The sequence below is a fragment of the Rubricoccus marinus genome, from assembly GCF_002257665.1.
GTDB classification, from domain to species: domain Bacteria; phylum Bacteroidota; class Rhodothermia; order Rhodothermales; family Rubricoccaceae; genus Rubricoccus; species Rubricoccus marinus.
In genome coordinates, this window is sequence record NZ_MQWB01000001.1 from 3,504,312 (window position 1) to 3,518,457 (window position 14,146).

The window sequence follows — 14,146 nt, forward strand, 5'->3', positions numbered from 1 at the left end:
CGGAGGGCGCCTGGAACCCCACGCACCCGCACAGGTTTAGGGAGCCCTAAATTAGCTCTGCCTAAACCACTCCGCTAGTGGCTACCTACACCCAAGCCGTCGAGGACTACCTCAAGGCCATCTACGACCTCGCGCGCCAGAGCGACCGCGTCACCACGTCGGCGCTGGCGGAGCGTCTGGACGTGGCGGCAGCCTCGGTCACGGGCATGGTCAAAAAGCTGGCCGCGATGAAGCTGGTGGAGCACGTGCCCTACGGCGGCGTCGTGCTCACCACGGCGGGCCGGCGCATCGCTATCGAGACGATCCGGCACCACCGGCTTGTCGAGACCTACCTCCACGAGGCGCTCGGCGTGCCGTGGGACAAGCTCCACGACGAGGCCGAAGCGTGGGAGCACGTCCTCTCGGAAGACCTGGAAGCGCGCATGGACGCCGCGCTCGGTCACCCCACGCACGACCCGCACGGCGCGCCCATCCCCACGCCCGCGCTCGAACTGGAAGAGACCGACTGGCCGCCTCTGGCGAGGCTGGACGCGGGCGCCAGTGGCACGGTCCGCGAGGTCTCCGACCACGACCCCGCCCTGCTGCGCACCGTCGGCGCCGCGGGCCTCTACCCCGGCACGGCGTTCACGCTCGTGAGCGCGCCGCCCGACTCCGACACCTTTACCGTCCGGCTCGCCTCTGGCGCCGAGCACGCGCTCGCGCCCGAGGCCGCCGCCTTCGTTTTCGTCTCCGCATGATGCCCACCCCTACCCGATTCCGCCTCTGGCGCCAGAGGCCTCTCGCGGCCCTCACCTTTCTCCTCCTGCCTCTGGCACTCTTCGCCAGCGGCTGCGGCACGGACACCGGCGCGGCCGATGACGGCCGCATCCAGGCCGTCGCGACGACGAGCATTGTGGCCGACATGGTGCGGCAGATCGGCGGCGAGCACGTGCGCGTGCAGGCGCTGATGGGCCCGAACGTGGACCCGCATGTCTACCGCCCGAGCGAGGGCGACGTGACGCGCATGGCGACCGCCGACGTGGTGTTCACCAACGGGCTCCACCTGGAGGGCAAGATGGGCGAAGCGCTGGAGCAACTGGGCTCGCGCGGGACCGTCGTCCGCGCCATCGCCGAGGCCATCCCGGACAGCCTGCGCCGCGAGTCGGTCACCTACCAGGGCTCCTACGATCCACACGTGTGGATGAACCCCCTCCTCTGGATCTACGCCGCTGAGGAGACCGCCCGCGCCCTCGCCGACCTCGACCCCGAGCACGCCGCGGACTACCAGGCCAACGCCGCGGCGGCGGTCGACTCGCTCCGCGCGCTCGATGCCGACCTGCGCCAGAGGCTGAGCGCGATCCCCGAATCCCGCCGCGTCCTCGTCACCGCGCACGACGCCTTCGAGTACTTCGGACGCGCCTACGACTTCCGGGTCCGCGGCCTCCAGGGCCTCTCCACCGCGACCGAGGCCGGAACCGCCGACGTGCAAGACCTCGCGCGCTTCGTCACCGAGCAGGGCCTGCCCACGATGTTTGTCGAGACCAGCGTCTCGGAGCGCACGATTCGCGCCGTCCAGGAAGCCGTCCGCGCCAGAGGCGGCACGGTGGAGTTGGGCGAGCCGCTCTACTCCGACGCCCTCGGCGGCCCGGCCTCTGGCGCCGACACGCACGCCGGGATGCTGCGCCACAACGTGGACGCGATGGTTGATGGACTCGGTGATTCGTGATTCGCACTGCGTAATCCGTAAGGGTGCCTGACATGGAAGACTCACGCTTTGGCGACTGGTGCCGCAAGGTCCCCGGGACGATCTCGGGCGACGCGCTGTGGAAGGTCAAGGCGTACCGGCTCGCGCTCTACGCCTCGGACCTCGTCTGGGAAGACGCCGCCCTGCTGCAGAAAGACCGACGCGCCTGGGGCATCTCAGATCAGGTCGTGCGCTCCGTCGGGTCTGTCTCGGCCAACATCGCGGAGGGCTACTCGCGCGGAGGCGGACGGGACCGCGCCCGTTTCTACGAGTACGCGCTGGGCTCGGCCCGCGAGAGCCGCGACTGGTACTACAAAGCCCGGCGGCTTCTGGCGCCAGAGGCCGTCGAGAAGCGCCTGGACCCCATGACTCACATTATCCGCCTGCTCACGACGATGACCCGCAACGAGCGGTCCGTCCACCTCCGAGAGCCGGAGACTGACTACGACGCCACATGACCGCACCCTTACGCAGTACGCAGTACGCAATCGACGTGGCCGACCTCACCGTCGCCTACGGCGACGCGCCGGTCCTCTGGGACATCGACCTGCAGGTGCCCGAGGGCGTGCTGTGCGCGATCGTCGGCCCCAACGGTGCGGGCAAGACGACGTTTATCAAAGCCGTGCTCGGGCTCGTGCCTCTGGCGGCGGGTCGCGTGCTCGTGCTGGGAGCGCCGCTGCGGCGCCAGAGGAAGCGCGTGGCCTACGTGCCGCAGCGCGGGAGCGTGGACTGGGACTTCCCGACCACGGCTCTGGACGTGGTCACGATGGGTACCTACGGGCGCCTCGGCTGGATCAAGCGGCCGGGCGCGAAGGAAAAGGCTGCGGCGCGCAAAGCGCTCGAAGAGGTCGGCATGGGCGAGTACGCCGAGCGGCAGATCGCGCAGCTTTCGGGCGGGCAGCAGCAGCGCGTCTTCCTCGCGCGAGCGCTCGTGCAGGACGCCGACCTCTACCTCATGGACGAGCCCTTCCAGGGCGTCGACGCGACGACCGAGAAGGCCATCGTGACCCTGCTCCAGAACCTCCGCGAAGCGGGCAAAACCGTTCTCGTGGTCCACCACGACCTGCAGACCGTCCCGGAGTACTTCGACTGGACGTTCCTGCTCAACGTGCGCCGCATCGCCGCCGGGCCCGTCGCCGAGGTGTTCACCGACGCCACGCTCCGCGCCGCCTACGGCGGCCGCGTGCCCTACCAGGCCGGCGCCGGCAGCCTCGCGCCTCTGGCGCCAGAGGCCGCCCTCACACCAGAGGCCTCTGGCGACACGCGATGATGGCACACGCACCACCTCCCCCTACAGCGTCATTCCCGCGAAGGCGGGAATCCAGAGTACTGGGAAGCACGGCCCGCCGTCTCGCATCGCGCCGGACGCGCGCCAGAGGCGGTCTCACCGCGCGCGTTCCCTTCCTTCCGCGCCAGAGGCCTCTGGCGTCACCGGCGCTCATCCCCCTGGATTCCCGCTTGCGAGGGACCCCGCCAGAGAAGACGCAAGCCCCCGACGCCGGAGAGGACGGCACGAGAACAAAGCGGCACGGCCTCGCCAGAGGCCTCTGGCGTCGCGTACGCCAGCCCCTAGTCCCCAGAACCCAGTCCCCCCAGTGATCGAGTTCGACTACACGCTCCAGGTCGTCGCCCTCGGCGCGGCCGTCCTCGGCATCACGTCGGGCGCGTTGGGGACGTTCGCCGTCCTGCGCGGGCAGTCGCTCCTGGGCGATGCCATCTCGCACGCGGCGCTTCCGGGCGTGGTCATCGCGTTTATCGTGATGGGCACCAAGGCGCCGCTGGGGCTCGCGCTGGGCGCGGGCATCGCGGGGTGGCTGGGCGCGCTCGCGGTGGGCAGCGTGGTGCGGCGCTCGCGGATCCCGCTGGACGCCGCGCTGGGCATCGTGCTGGCCGTTTTCTTCGGCCTCGGACTCGTCGCGCTGACGTTCGCGCAGCGGATTCCGGGGCTCAACTCGGCGGGCCTCAACGCCTACCTGTTCGGGCAGGCCGCCGCGCTCGTCGCCGCGGACGTGTGGCTGATGGCGGCTCTCGGCGCGCTCGCCCTCGGCACGATGGCGGTCTTCTGGAAAGAGCTGAAAGTGCTCCTGTTCGACCCCGACTTCGCCGCGAGCGTCGGCTACCCCGTCCGACGGCTCGACGTGCTGCTGACGACGCTGCTGGTCATCGCCATCGTGGTCGGGCTCCAGACCGTTGGCGTCGTCCTCATGAGCGCGATGCTGATTGCGCCAGCGGCGGCGGCGCGGCAGTGGACGAACACGCTGAGCGGCGTGGTCGGCCTCGCGGCCCTCTTCGGCGCGGCCTCTGGCGTGAGCGGCGCCCTTCTCTCCGCGACGGTCGCCCAGTTGCCCACCGGCCCGACGATCGTGCTCTGCGCCAGCGGCATCGTGCTCGTGAGCCTGCTCGCGGCGCCCGGACGCGGACTCGTCGCGCGATGGATCCAGACGCTGCGCAGCCGTCGCACGCTCGAATCGACGGGCGTCCTCGAAGACCTGTACACGCTCGCGCTGCACCACGGCGACCTCGCAAAGGCCCACCCCGCGGCCACGCTCAAGACCATGACCGCGCGCCCCGAGCGCGTCGATCCCACGCTCAGCGCGCTCGAATCGCGCGGCTGGGTGCGGCCCTCTGGCGAAGACGGTTGGGCGCTGACGGACGCCGGGCAGGCCTACGTCCGCCGGCTGGCCCGCAACGAGCAGACAGATCCGTCCGAGTGATGCGTGCTTCGTAATGCGTGACCGTCCCTCCACCGCCAGAGGCCTCTGGCGACGCCTCACCTGGTCCAACATGTGCCCCGCTCCCGTCGCGCCTCTGGCGCCAGAGGCGGACTGCCGCCCCTCACGTCGGCCGCCCTCACGCATCCCGCAGTACGCATCACCCCCATGAGCCCCGGTCTCGAAATCCAACTCATCTGCGCCGTGACGGCGGCGGCCTGTGCCCTGGTCGGCGCGTTTCTCGTGCTGCGGCGCGCGGCGCTGCTCTCGGACGCGATCTCGCACGCCGTCCTGCCCGGCATCGCCATCGCGTTTTTCGTGACGGGCGACCTCGCCTCGCCGTTTCTGCTCGTCGCCGCGGCCATTACCGGCGTCGTGACCGTCGCACTTATCGAGGCGCTGACGCGGACGCGGCTCGTCAAAGCCGACGCCGCCATCGGGCTCGTCTTCCCGGCGCTGTTCTCCATCGGCGTGATCCTGATCTCGCTGCTCGCCAGCGACGTGCACCTCGACGCCGACGCCGTGCTCCTGGGCGACCCCGCGTTCGCGTGGATCGAGCGGTTCACCGTCGGCGGGCAGGACCTGGGGCCTCTGGCGCTGTGGTGGATGGGCGGCATCTTCGCGATCTGCCTCGTGTTCGTGACGGTCTTCTACAAAGAGCTCAAGCTGAGCACGTTCGACGCCGCGCTGGCCGCCGCGCTCGGCTTCGCGCCCGTCGCGCTGCACTACGCGCTGATGGCGCTCGTGAGCGTCGTCGCCGTGGGCGCCTTCGACGTCGTGGGCTCGGTCCTCGTGGTCGCGCTGATGATCGCGCCGCCCGCGGCGGCGTGGCTCCTCACCGACCGGATGGACGTACTGCTGGTCCTCTCGGTCGCGTTCGGCATCGCGAGCGCGATCGGCGGCTACTGGATGGCCCGCGGCCTGGACGCGAGCATCGCGGGCGCGATGGCGGGGGCCTCTGGCGTCGTGTTCATCCTCGCCTTCGCGTTCGCGCCCGAGCGCGGGCTCGTCGCGCAGGCGCTCCGGCGGCGGCGGCAGAAGGCGACGTTTGCCGAGCGGATGCTGCTCGTCCACTTGCTCCACCACGAGCGCACGCCAGAGGCCGAGCGCGAGTGCCGCGTCAGCCACCTGGAGGACCACCTCCGGTGGGACCACGCGCGGGCGCTTCTGGCCGTCCGCACAGCCGAGCGCGAAGACGCCATCACGCGCGCAGGCGACCGCCTCATGCTGACCGATAGCGGACGGACGCGCGCCCAGCGCGCGATGGTGGAGTAGCCAAGCGGGCAGACGCCATGCGCCTCTGGCGTCGGCGCGCCGTCTCTGCTCTACTCGGCGCTTCTCGCCAGAGGCTAGCGCCGCACCTCTTCGCCTCTGGCGTACTCCACGGCGCCGACAAGTGCGCGGACGCGTTGCTCGCAGATGGGCGCCCGCCAGTTCGCCCCCTCTTTGAGGCCGGAGCCCACGAGAAAGCCGTCTGCGAGGCCGACGAAATCGAGGAGGTTCGTGGAGTCCAGCCCGCCACCGGCCAGGACCGGAAGGTCGGTGGCGCTGATGATGGCTTCCAGGCACTCCGCATCGGGCGGCTCGCCCCGGCCGGGTCCCAGCACGGCGAAACCGTCAGCTCGGTTTAGAGCCGCGCGCTCGGCGAGTTCGCTGCAATCGGCGGCGCAGGCCGGGCGGAGGTCGGCGAGGATGGGGAGCGAATCGGCATCCAACACGTGGCGGTAGCGCAGAAGCGCGCCAGCGGCCGCCGGGTCTTCTGCCCAGCCGTCCACCCGCACGAAGTCGCACGAGGCCGCGACTGCCACGGCGATCGCCGTCCGGTTGGCCCCGCCCATCGCGCGGACTCCGACGGGCATCTTCCGCCCGGCGTACCGCTTGACGGCCGTTGCGGCGCGCGTGAGGAAGGCGGCCACTTCCGGCCCCGCCTCGCTCTCGGCCACGACCGGCATGTCGTGCATGTTCTCGACCAACAGCCCGTCCACGCCGTGCTCAATCAGCAGCCGCGCCTCGGCGATGGTCCGGTCGATGGAGGAGCGCACGTCGCGCGCGCCCGGCACTCCTGGAGACGGCCCCACGTGCAAAACGCCAATGATCGGCTTGGGGCGTTCAAAGAGGTGCGTGAGCGGCATGAGACAGGGCGCCAGAGGCGGTCGTGTGCGTGCCGTTCTCACACGGCTCTGGCCGCACCTGTTCCGTGCCCGCCCATTTCCAGCCGTTAGCGGTCTAACCGTGCGACTCGTGGCCGCCGCTTGGGGGAACAGGCCTCTGGCGTCGCGTATGGCGCCTCCCGCGCGCGTGAGCGCCAGAGGCCGGCATCAGCCGCCGAGGATGCGGCGGTAGCGCGCGTCATCAGCGAGGACTTCGAGGGCGCGGTCCAAGACCGGGTCGCCTTCGAGGAGCGTTTCGGCCAGGTTGGCTTGGTCGAGGTAGCGCGAGAGGATTTCCTGACGGAGGCGCGCGCGGAGGCGCGGCGCGTGGCGCTCGAAGTCGCGTCCCTTCTCGCGCTCCACGGCGCGGCGAAGCGCGGCGATCTCGCCAGAGGCGTCGTAGCCGGCGTCCTGAATGGCCTGCGCGAGCACGTCGGCTTCGCGCTCCGCCTCGGTCCGGTAGTCCAAGCCGTCACTCTCAGCGAAGCGGCGGAAATCGGCGAGGAGCCGGTCGTCGATGGCGAAGCCGCGGGGGAGCGTGGCGTTCTCGGCGCGGTAGCGGTTGGCGAAGCGGAGAAACGCCGCGCTGCGCACGAGCGCCTGCTCGAGGTCGCTTTCCTCTCCCAGCCCGACCGCCTCGTCCGGGTCCACGCCGCCGCCGGAGCGGACCGTGCGGCCCCTGGCGGTGGTGAACGTCTGGCGCGCGGCCTCGTCCACGCCAGAGGCCGTCTCGCCCTGGCGGTAGTCCACGGACTGGATGCTGCGGCCGGACGGCGTGTAGTACCGCGAGACCGTCACTTTGAGCGCGGTCCCGTAGGGCATCGGCCGCACGACCTGGACGAGCCCCTTGCCGAAGCTGGTCTCGCCCACGATCACCGCGCGGTCGTGGTCCTGCAGCGCGCCCGCCACGATCTCGCTCGCGCTCGCGCTCCGTCCGTCGATAAGGACCGCCAGCGGCAGGTCCGGCGCCAGAGGCTCGTCGCGCGTGGCGTAGCCGCGGACGGTCCCGGACGAGCGCCCTCGCGTGCTGACTACAGGAGTCTCGCGCGGCGTGAACAGCCCCACGATCTCGACGGACTGCTCCAAGAGCCCGCCGGGGTTGCCGCGGAGGTCGAGGACGAGGGCGTTCAACTCACCCCCCGCACGAAGGCTGTCGATCCCGGCGCGGACCTGCGCGGCGGACTCGTAGAGGAACTGTTCCAGCCGGATGTAGCCCACGCCATCGGCGACGAAGGTGGCGGCGCTCACGTCGCGCTGGTCGGCCTCGGCGCGGACGAGCACAAAGCGGAGCGAGCCGCCTTCCCCCTCGCGCTCGGCCTCCAGTTCGAGCGCCGAGCCGGGCTCGCCGCGCAAGAGGTCGCGCGCGGCGGCGTCGTCCAGGCCGCTGGCATCGCGCCCGGCGAGGCGCACGATGCGGTCCCCCACGCGCACGCCCTGCCGCTCGGCGGGGCCGTTTTCCTCCAGCCCGGTGACGACAAGCGCGCCGCCACGCTGCGCCACGGCCAAGCCGGCGCCGCCCACGTCGCCCGACTCGCGCAAGCGGCCCTCGCTCGTTACCGCCTCGTCGTAAAAGAACGTGTACGGGTCCAGCGACTCGATCATCGCGCTGATCCCGGTCCGCATCAGCCGCTCAGCGTCCACCGGGTCCACGTACTCGCCCGCGAGGGTCTGGTACAGCTCGGCAAAGAGGCCGAAGTTCTTGCGGACGGCGAAGAGGTCCGTCTCCTGGGCCGCTGGCGCCAGAGGCCAGAGCACGAGGACGGCGAGAAGGAACGGGAAGCGGCGCACGGGCGGCGGGGGCGTGGGGACGGCAAGATCGAACGCACCGCAGGCCGCGTTTCGTTCGGCCCGCCCAACCCCTTGCCAGAGGCTAGCCGGCGGCCTGCCGTTTTGCCTCGGCCGCAGCCTCCGCCCGTTCCGCTTTCAACCTCTGGCGCTCGACGCCGCCCGCGAGGAGGATGGCGAGTTCGTAGAGCCCGAGCAGAGGGATCGCGAGGAGGATCTGGCTAAACGGGTCCGGCGGCGTGAAGAGCGCTCCCAGCACGAGGATGACGACGAACGCGTACTTCCGCCCCGTCTTGAGCACGGCCGCGGTCACCAACCCGGCCTTCGCGAGGAACGTCACCACGACGGGAAGCTCGAACAGCGCGCCGGCGCCGAACGTCCACGTGATGACCATCGAGAAGTACCGCGAGATGTCGAACTCGTTGGTGATGGACTCCGAGACGTTGAACTGCGCGAAGAACTGGAGCGCGACCGGCGTGATGATGAGGTAGCCGAACGAGGCGCCGAGCACGAAGAAGAACGTCGCGAAGGCCGCCGAGAAGCGCATGCCGTGGCGCTCCTTCGGGTACAGCGCCGGCTCCACGAACTTCCACACCTGGTAGAGCACGACGGGGCTTCCGAGGATGAGCCCGACGGCCAGGACGGTCCCGAAATAGGCGAAGAACTGCCCCGTGATGGTCCGGTTTTGCAGCTCCACGTTGACGGAGTCCAGCCGGAGGACCTCGTACATGAAGAAGCTCGCCCGCGTCGGCGCGAGCAAGATCGCGTCCAGGATCCAGTCCGCGAAGAACAGACAGCCGAGGACGCACACCAGAACAGCGCCGAGCGACTTGAAGATGCGCCAGCGCAGCTCCTCCAGGTGGTCCAAGAACGGCATCTCGGCCGTCATCGTCGAGGGGTCCTTGCGCGCCGTGCCGGTGGGCAGGCCGATGACCGGCGCCAGAGGCGTGTTGGCGCCGTCGCTGCTGTTGGCCTCTTGCGTGAGGGCGCCAGAGGCGGAATCGGAAGCGGGCCGTTCGGCCATCTGCTTAGGCGTGGTCGCCCGAGGTGTCGCCGCTGACGCCGGTCGCGCGGGCGCCTTCGCGGAGGTTGAGTTCGAGGAGGGATTCCACCCACAGGCCGTCGCCTTCCAGACGCGCGCGGCCACCGCTCCAGGTGAAGTTGAACAGCGTGACGACGCCCGCCACGCGGAAGCCGTCGGAACGTAGGAGCGAAACGGCGCGGGCCGCGCTGCGGCCGCTGTTGAGGATGTCGTCCATCAGCGCGATGGGCCGGTTCCGGTCCAGCGGGCCTTCCACCAAGCGGCGGCGGCCGTACGCCTTCCGCCTCTCGCGGATAAAGCCGCCCTTGAACGGGCGCTCTGGCGTGCCGTGCGTGAGGACGGAGCAGACGAGCGGGAACGCGCCGTAGCCGAAGCCAGCCACTTGCGTGATGCCTCTGGCGCGGAGCCGTTCGGCCAGCACACCACCGGCCTCTTCGAACACCTCGCCGTCGAGCATCGGCGTCCGGGTGTCCAGCAGCCAGCCGATGGGCTGGCCGCGGGGGTCCGTGATGGTCTCGTCTTCCCGGCGCACCAGCGCGCTTTTGTACAGCGTGTGGCCCAGGCGAGCGAGAGCGGATTCGGGAAGCGAGCTGGAGTCGCTGGGCATGGTCGGGGGAAGTCGGACGGCCAGGGCGGCGAAGTCGACCGGAGCGATGAGGCCGTTCCGGGAGCCGATGAACGGGGCCGCGCGGACGAAAGTACGCCACGGCTCCCGCCGAGGATTCAGGCAAGCGCCGTGCCCCTGGCGCCGCGGCGCCAGAGGCGGCCCGGATGGGAACGCGGGCGCGACGCCGCTAGCGGGTGGGTCGTTCGCGGTCTCACAACGCGCGTCGCCAGAGGCCGCACCCCGTGGCGTTCTCGGCCCCTCATGTCGGCTGGTTCTCCGGCGGGCAGGTCCTCCAGGACCGTACTACGCCGCCTCTGGCGCCAGAGGCGCGAGGCCCAGGTCGGCGATGTCGTAGAGCGGGTGCTCGGCAGTCATGGCGTGGACCTCGCCGCGCACGGCCTCGGCTTCCGTCCCGCCAGAGGCGATCACGCGGTCGATGAGGTCCGCCACGCGGCGGAAGTCGTCGGCGTCGAAGCCGCGCGTGGTCATCGCGGGGGCGCCGAGGCGGATGCCGCTGGTGACGAACGGGCTCTCGGGGTCGCCGGGGACCATGTTCTTGTTGACCGTGATGTCGGCCTCGCCTAGCCAAGCCTCGGCGTCCTTGCCGGTCACGCCCTTGGCACGGAGGTCGATCAGGCAGAGGTGGTTGTCCGTTCCGCCGCTCACGACGCCATAGCCGCGCTCCAACAGTGCCTCGGCCATGGCCTGCGCGTTCGCGATGGTCTGCTGCTGGTAGGCTGTGAACTCCGGCTTGAGCGCCTCGCCAAAGGCGACGGCCTTGGACGCGATCACGTGCATCAGCGGCCCGCCGATCGTCCCTGGGAAAACGGCGCTGTCCAAGTCTTGGCCTGTGCTTTTCGCGTTCCCGTTGCGGAACGTGGCACCAGAGGGCGAGGGCGCGTCCTTGCCCACGAGGAGCATCCCGCCGCGCGGTCCGCGGAGCGTTTTGTGCGTCGTCGTGCTGACAACGTGCGCGTGCGGTAGCGGGTCGTTGAGCAGGCCAGCGGCGATGAGTCCGGCGGTGTGCGCCATGTCCACCCACAGAATCGCACCGACCTCGTCGGCGATCTCGCGCATGGCGGCGTAGTCGAAGTCGCGGCTGTACGCGCTCGCGCCAACGCTGAGCATCCGGGGCTGCACCTCCTTGGCCTTGGCGCGCACGTGGTCCATGTCGATGCGGCCCGCCAGAGGCCCGCTTTCCTCCACGCCGTAAAAGTGCGCCTCGTAGAGCTTGCCGGAGAAGTTGACCGGCGAGCCGTGCGTGAGGTGGCCGCCGTGCGCGAGGTCGAGCCCGAGGAGCTTGTCGCCCGGGTCCATGAACGCGAGGTAGATGGCCTGGTTGGCCGTCGCGCCGGAGTGCGGCTGCACGTTCACCCAGTCGGCGCCGAAGAGCTTCTTGGCGCGGTCTCGCGCGAGGTCTTCCACCACGTCCACCTCTTCACAGCCGCCGTAGTAGCGCTTGCCGGGCAAGCCCTCGGCGTACTTGTTGGTCAGCGGGCTGCCCAGCGCTTGGAGCACGGCGGGGCTGACGAAGTTCTCGGAGGCGATCAGTTCGAAGCCGTCGTTTTGCCGCTCCACCTCGCGGTGGACGGACTGGAAGACCTCGGGATCCTGGCTCTGAAGCGCGTGCATGTCGGGGCGTGCTGTGGTGCCCCGAAGGTAGGCTGCGGAGCCTCTGGCGGTTCCGCCGTCGCGACCGTTTCACGCGAGGAGGGCTCGGCCCTCAACACGCCACAGAACGGGGCGGGCAGACCGACCGATTTGCGCGCGGAGCCCCAGTGGCCTCTGGCGCCAGAGGCTATCGCGCGATCTGGTCGCGGACGAGCGTCTGCAGGTCCTCCGGCTGCTTGATCGGCACGAACTGGCCCGCGATGCCGAGGAAGACCCACTCGCCGCCCTCGCGGCGGCCATTGAGGTCCAGCTCATAGGTGCTCGCAATGCCGTAGTTCTCGCGCTCAAAGAGCCCGCTCGCCTCGCGCCCCGCCGCGCGTCCGGCCGCATCGCCAACGGCACGGCCCAGGCGTCCTGTCAGGAAGCCCACGGCGCCGCCCGCAGCTTCGCCCGCCTGTTCGCCCGCGTTGCCCGCAACGGCACGGAGTTCGTCGGTGAGGAAAACGGCGAACTGGTCCTCGTTGGGGTTGAACCACCAGAGGACAAGAAGGAGCGTGCCAATCAGGATGGGGAGGACGATTCGCATAGCGGTAGGCGGGTAAGGAGGCCCGGGTCGTAGATATCGGCCTCTGGCGCCAGAGGCTTAAACGCTTCGGAGAGGGAGAGATGAGGCTTCATCTCTAATACGGAGCGCGCCTTTGCGTGAGATCAGCTGTCCACACCCTGCGTCATCGCGTAGACGAGGAGGTTGACGCCCATCTGGAGCGCGCGCTCGCGGACCTCGGGCGGGTCCGGGTGGACGCCCTCGGGCTCCCACCCGTCGGCGAGGTCGCTTTGGTAGGCGTAGAAGACGACGAGGCGCCCCTCGTGGAACAGACCAAGGCCTTGCGCGGCCTCGCCGTCGTGCTCGTGGATCTTGGGCAGGCCGTCCGGGAAGCGGAAGTGCGCGGAGTAGATCGGGTGCGACGCCGCCAGAGGCGTCAGTTCCTGCTCGGGGAAGACCTTGGCGAGTTCGCGGCGCAGCGCCTCGTCCATGCCGTAGTCGTCGTTGACGTAGAGGAAGCCGCCGGACGTGAGGTAGCGCCGCAGGCGCCCGGCCTCTTCTTCGGAGATGGCGATGTTGCCGTGGCCGTTGAGGAACAGGAACGGGTGGAGAAACAGCCGGTCGCTCGTTAACTCGACGGTCGCGGGCTCAGGCGAAATGTCGAGCAGCGCGTGGCGCCTCGCGTACTCGATCAGCGTCGGCAGCGGGTCCCCGGAGTACCAGTCCCCGCCGCCGCCGTACTGGACGCGCGCGATGGAGATCGCGCCCTCGGACTGGGCGCGCGCCTGGGGCGCGAGCAAGGCGCCAGAGGCGAAGAGCACGACGAGGAAAGCGGATCGCATGAGCGTAGAATACGGGACCGTGACTCCACCCCAACGATGCGCTTCGCTCTTCTGGTCTGCCTCGCCGCCCTCGTCGTTTCGCCTCTGGCGGGATGTGCCGACTCCGCGCCGCCAGAGGCGCCCGCCGTGTCTGCCTCTGGCGACTCGCTCGTGTCCACGTTCTCGATCGTGGCCGTGGACACGCTGACGGGCGAGATCGGCGTGGCGGTCCAATCGAAGTTTCCCAACGTGCGCTCGATCGTGCCGTGGGTGGAGGCGGGCGTGGGCGCCGTCGCCACGCAGAGCTTCGCGCGGCTGGACTACGGCCGCGAAGGCCTGGCACTGATGCGCAGCGGCGCACGCGCCGACGTAGCCATGCTCGTCCAACTCGGCGTAGACCCCGACCCCGAGAGCCGGCAGGTCGGCATGGTGGACGCCAGAGGCCGCGCGGCGACGTGGACCGGCGCCGGCGCGTTCGAGTGGCGTGGCGGCACCGCTGGCGGCGACGCTATTGAGTCCTTCACCAACCTCGCGCCAGAAGCCGGGACGATGATCGTCGGCGAGGGCTACGCGGCGCAGGGCAACATCTTGGTCAGCGAGGCGACCGTGCAGGCGATGGCCCGCACGTTCGAGGCCGCTGAGGGGCCTCTGGCGAAGCGGCTCATGGAGGCGCTCGTGGCCGGCGGCGCGGCGGGCGGCGACAAGCGCGGCGAGCAGAGCGCGGCGCTCGTGGTGCATCAGAAGGGCGCGGGCTACGACGGATCAGACACCATCGTGGACATCTCGGTCTACGACCACCCGACGCCTCTGGCGGAGCTGGAGCGGCTCTACGCGCTCAACGACCTGTACTTCACCGACTCGAAGCCGGAGAACATGACCGAGGTCACGCCTGCCATCGCACGCGAGATCCAGGAGATCTGGATCGCCAGAGGCTTCCAGTACGAAGGACCGGCGGATGGCGTGGTCGACGACGAGTTCCAGCGCATCCTGACGGACTATATGGGCTGGGAGAACTACGACCTCCGCATCGATGAGGTGTCGGGCGTGGACCTCGCCGCTGGTGAGACGCTGTACATCGACCGCGAGGTGCTGGAGGACATCCGGGCGGTCTTCCGCGAGGGCCGCTACCGATAGCCTCTGGCGCCAGAGGCC

14 protein-coding genes are annotated in these 14,146 nt (G+C 70.1%); 7 read left to right on the forward strand and 7 right to left on the reverse strand.

Going from position 1 to position 14,146, the window contains the following annotated elements:
* The first annotated feature begins 77 nt into the window (after window positions 1–77).
* The 6 genes from BSZ36_RS14880 (at window position 78) to BSZ36_RS14905 (ending at window position 5,709) form a co-directional block, all read left to right on the forward strand.
* Window positions 78–737 carry a metal-dependent transcriptional regulator gene (locus BSZ36_RS14880; RefSeq protein ID WP_094550343.1) on the forward strand — a complete coding sequence of 220 codons (660 nt, stop codon included), beginning with the start codon at window positions 78–80 and terminating at the stop codon, window positions 735–737.
* A complete protein-coding gene (locus tag BSZ36_RS14885; RefSeq protein WP_218827691.1) occupies window positions 734–1,705 on the forward strand; it encodes a metal ABC transporter solute-binding protein, Zn/Mn family in 972 nt (323 codons plus the stop codon). Before BSZ36_RS14880 ends, BSZ36_RS14885 begins: the two co-directional genes overlap by 4 nt.
* Window positions 1,706–1,737: 32 nt before the next feature.
* On the forward strand, window positions 1,738–2,181 hold the full coding sequence (locus BSZ36_RS14890; protein WP_094550345.1) for a four helix bundle protein: 444 nt from the start codon (window positions 1,738–1,740) through the stop codon (window positions 2,179–2,181).
* Window positions 2,178–2,993, forward strand: a complete 816-nt coding sequence (locus tag BSZ36_RS14895) for a metal ABC transporter ATP-binding protein (RefSeq protein WP_094550347.1) — start codon at window positions 2,178–2,180, stop codon at window positions 2,991–2,993. The genes BSZ36_RS14890 and BSZ36_RS14895 overlap by 4 nt, the downstream gene beginning before the upstream one ends.
* Before the next feature lie 325 nt (window positions 2,994–3,318).
* Complete coding sequence (locus tag BSZ36_RS14900; RefSeq protein WP_094550349.1) at window positions 3,319–4,437, forward strand: metal ABC transporter permease; 1,119 nt, start codon at window positions 3,319–3,321, stop codon at window positions 4,435–4,437.
* A gap of 72 nt (window positions 4,438–4,509) precedes the next feature.
* Window positions 4,510–5,709 carry a metal ABC transporter permease gene (locus BSZ36_RS14905; protein WP_218827692.1) on the forward strand — a complete coding sequence of 400 codons (1,200 nt, stop codon included), beginning with the start codon at window positions 4,510–4,512 and terminating at the stop codon, window positions 5,707–5,709.
* A gap of 74 nt (window positions 5,710–5,783) precedes the next feature.
* Here BSZ36_RS14905 and BSZ36_RS14910 read toward each other — a convergent pair whose 3' ends face one another.
* The 7 genes from BSZ36_RS14910 to BSZ36_RS14940 all read right to left on the reverse strand — a co-directional run bounded on the left by BSZ36_RS14910 (window position 5,784) and on the right by BSZ36_RS14940 (window position 13,015).
* Window positions 5,784–6,566, reverse strand: a complete 783-nt coding sequence (locus BSZ36_RS14910) for a BtpA/SgcQ family protein (RefSeq protein ID WP_094550353.1) — start codon at window positions 6,564–6,566, stop codon at window positions 5,784–5,786.
* A 186-nt stretch (window positions 6,567–6,752) separates the two neighbouring features.
* The gene (locus tag BSZ36_RS14915; RefSeq protein WP_094550355.1) at window positions 6,753–8,372 is read right to left on the reverse strand and encodes a S41 family peptidase; all 1,620 of its coding nucleotides are present in this window, start codon (window positions 8,370–8,372) and stop codon (window positions 6,753–6,755) included.
* A gap of 82 nt (window positions 8,373–8,454) precedes the next feature.
* Window positions 8,455–9,393, reverse strand: coding sequence for a twin-arginine translocase subunit TatC (tatC, locus tag BSZ36_RS14920; RefSeq protein ID WP_218827693.1), 939 nt, complete (start codon window positions 9,391–9,393; stop codon window positions 8,455–8,457).
* Between the two features lie 4 nt (window positions 9,394–9,397).
* Entirely contained in the window at window positions 9,398–10,018 is a 621-nt protein-coding gene (locus BSZ36_RS14925; protein WP_094550357.1) for an orotate phosphoribosyltransferase, read from the reverse strand.
* A gap of 303 nt (window positions 10,019–10,321) precedes the next feature.
* A complete protein-coding gene (gene glyA, locus BSZ36_RS14930) occupies window positions 10,322–11,650 on the reverse strand; it encodes a serine hydroxymethyltransferase (protein ID WP_094550359.1) in 1,329 nt (442 codons plus the stop codon).
* A gap of 166 nt (window positions 11,651–11,816) precedes the next feature.
* A complete protein-coding gene (locus BSZ36_RS14935; protein ID WP_094550361.1) occupies window positions 11,817–12,215 on the reverse strand; it encodes a hypothetical protein in 399 nt (132 codons plus the stop codon).
* A 122-nt stretch (window positions 12,216–12,337) separates the two neighbouring features.
* Window positions 12,338–13,015 (reverse strand): DUF4159 domain-containing protein, encoded by a 678-nt coding sequence (locus tag BSZ36_RS14940; RefSeq protein WP_094550363.1) that lies wholly within the window; start codon window positions 13,013–13,015, stop codon window positions 12,338–12,340.
* A 36-nt stretch (window positions 13,016–13,051) separates the two neighbouring features.
* On the opposite strand from BSZ36_RS14940, the gene BSZ36_RS14945 reads away from it, so the two are divergent.
* On the forward strand, window positions 13,052–14,128 hold the full coding sequence (locus tag BSZ36_RS14945; protein WP_094550365.1) for a DUF1028 domain-containing protein: 1,077 nt from the start codon (window positions 13,052–13,054) through the stop codon (window positions 14,126–14,128).
* Window positions 14,129–14,146 lie beyond the last annotated feature (18 nt).

Bases quoted from the DNA above. Each gene is read 5' to 3' on its own strand.
- BSZ36_RS14925 (WP_094550357.1), bottom strand. From the start codon at position 10,018: ATGCCCAGCGACTCCAGCTCGCTTCCCGAATCCGCTCTCGCTCGCCTG.
- BSZ36_RS14890 (WP_094550345.1), top strand. From the start codon at position 1,738: ATGGAAGACTCACGCTTTGGCGACTGGTGCCGCAAGGTCCCCGGGACG.
- tatC (WP_218827693.1), bottom strand. From the start codon at position 9,393: ATGGCCGAACGGCCCGCTTCCGATTCCGCCTCTGGCGCCCTCACGCAA.
- glyA (WP_094550359.1), bottom strand. From the start codon at position 11,650: ATGCACGCGCTTCAGAGCCAGGATCCCGAGGTCTTCCAGTCCGTCCAC.
- BSZ36_RS14940 (WP_094550363.1), bottom strand. From the start codon at position 13,015: ATGCGATCCGCTTTCCTCGTCGTGCTCTTCGCCTCTGGCGCCTTGCTC.
- BSZ36_RS14910 (WP_094550353.1), bottom strand. From the start codon at position 6,566: ATGCCGCTCACGCACCTCTTTGAACGCCCCAAGCCGATCATTGGCGTT.
- BSZ36_RS14945 (WP_094550365.1), top strand. From the start codon at position 13,052: ATGCGCTTCGCTCTTCTGGTCTGCCTCGCCGCCCTCGTCGTTTCGCCT.
- BSZ36_RS14935 (WP_094550361.1), bottom strand. From the start codon at position 12,215: ATGCGAATCGTCCTCCCCATCCTGATTGGCACGCTCCTTCTTGTCCTC.
- BSZ36_RS14885 (WP_218827691.1), top strand. From the start codon at position 734: ATGATGCCCACCCCTACCCGATTCCGCCTCTGGCGCCAGAGGCCTCTC.
- BSZ36_RS14895 (WP_094550347.1), top strand. From the start codon at position 2,178: ATGACCGCACCCTTACGCAGTACGCAGTACGCAATCGACGTGGCCGAC.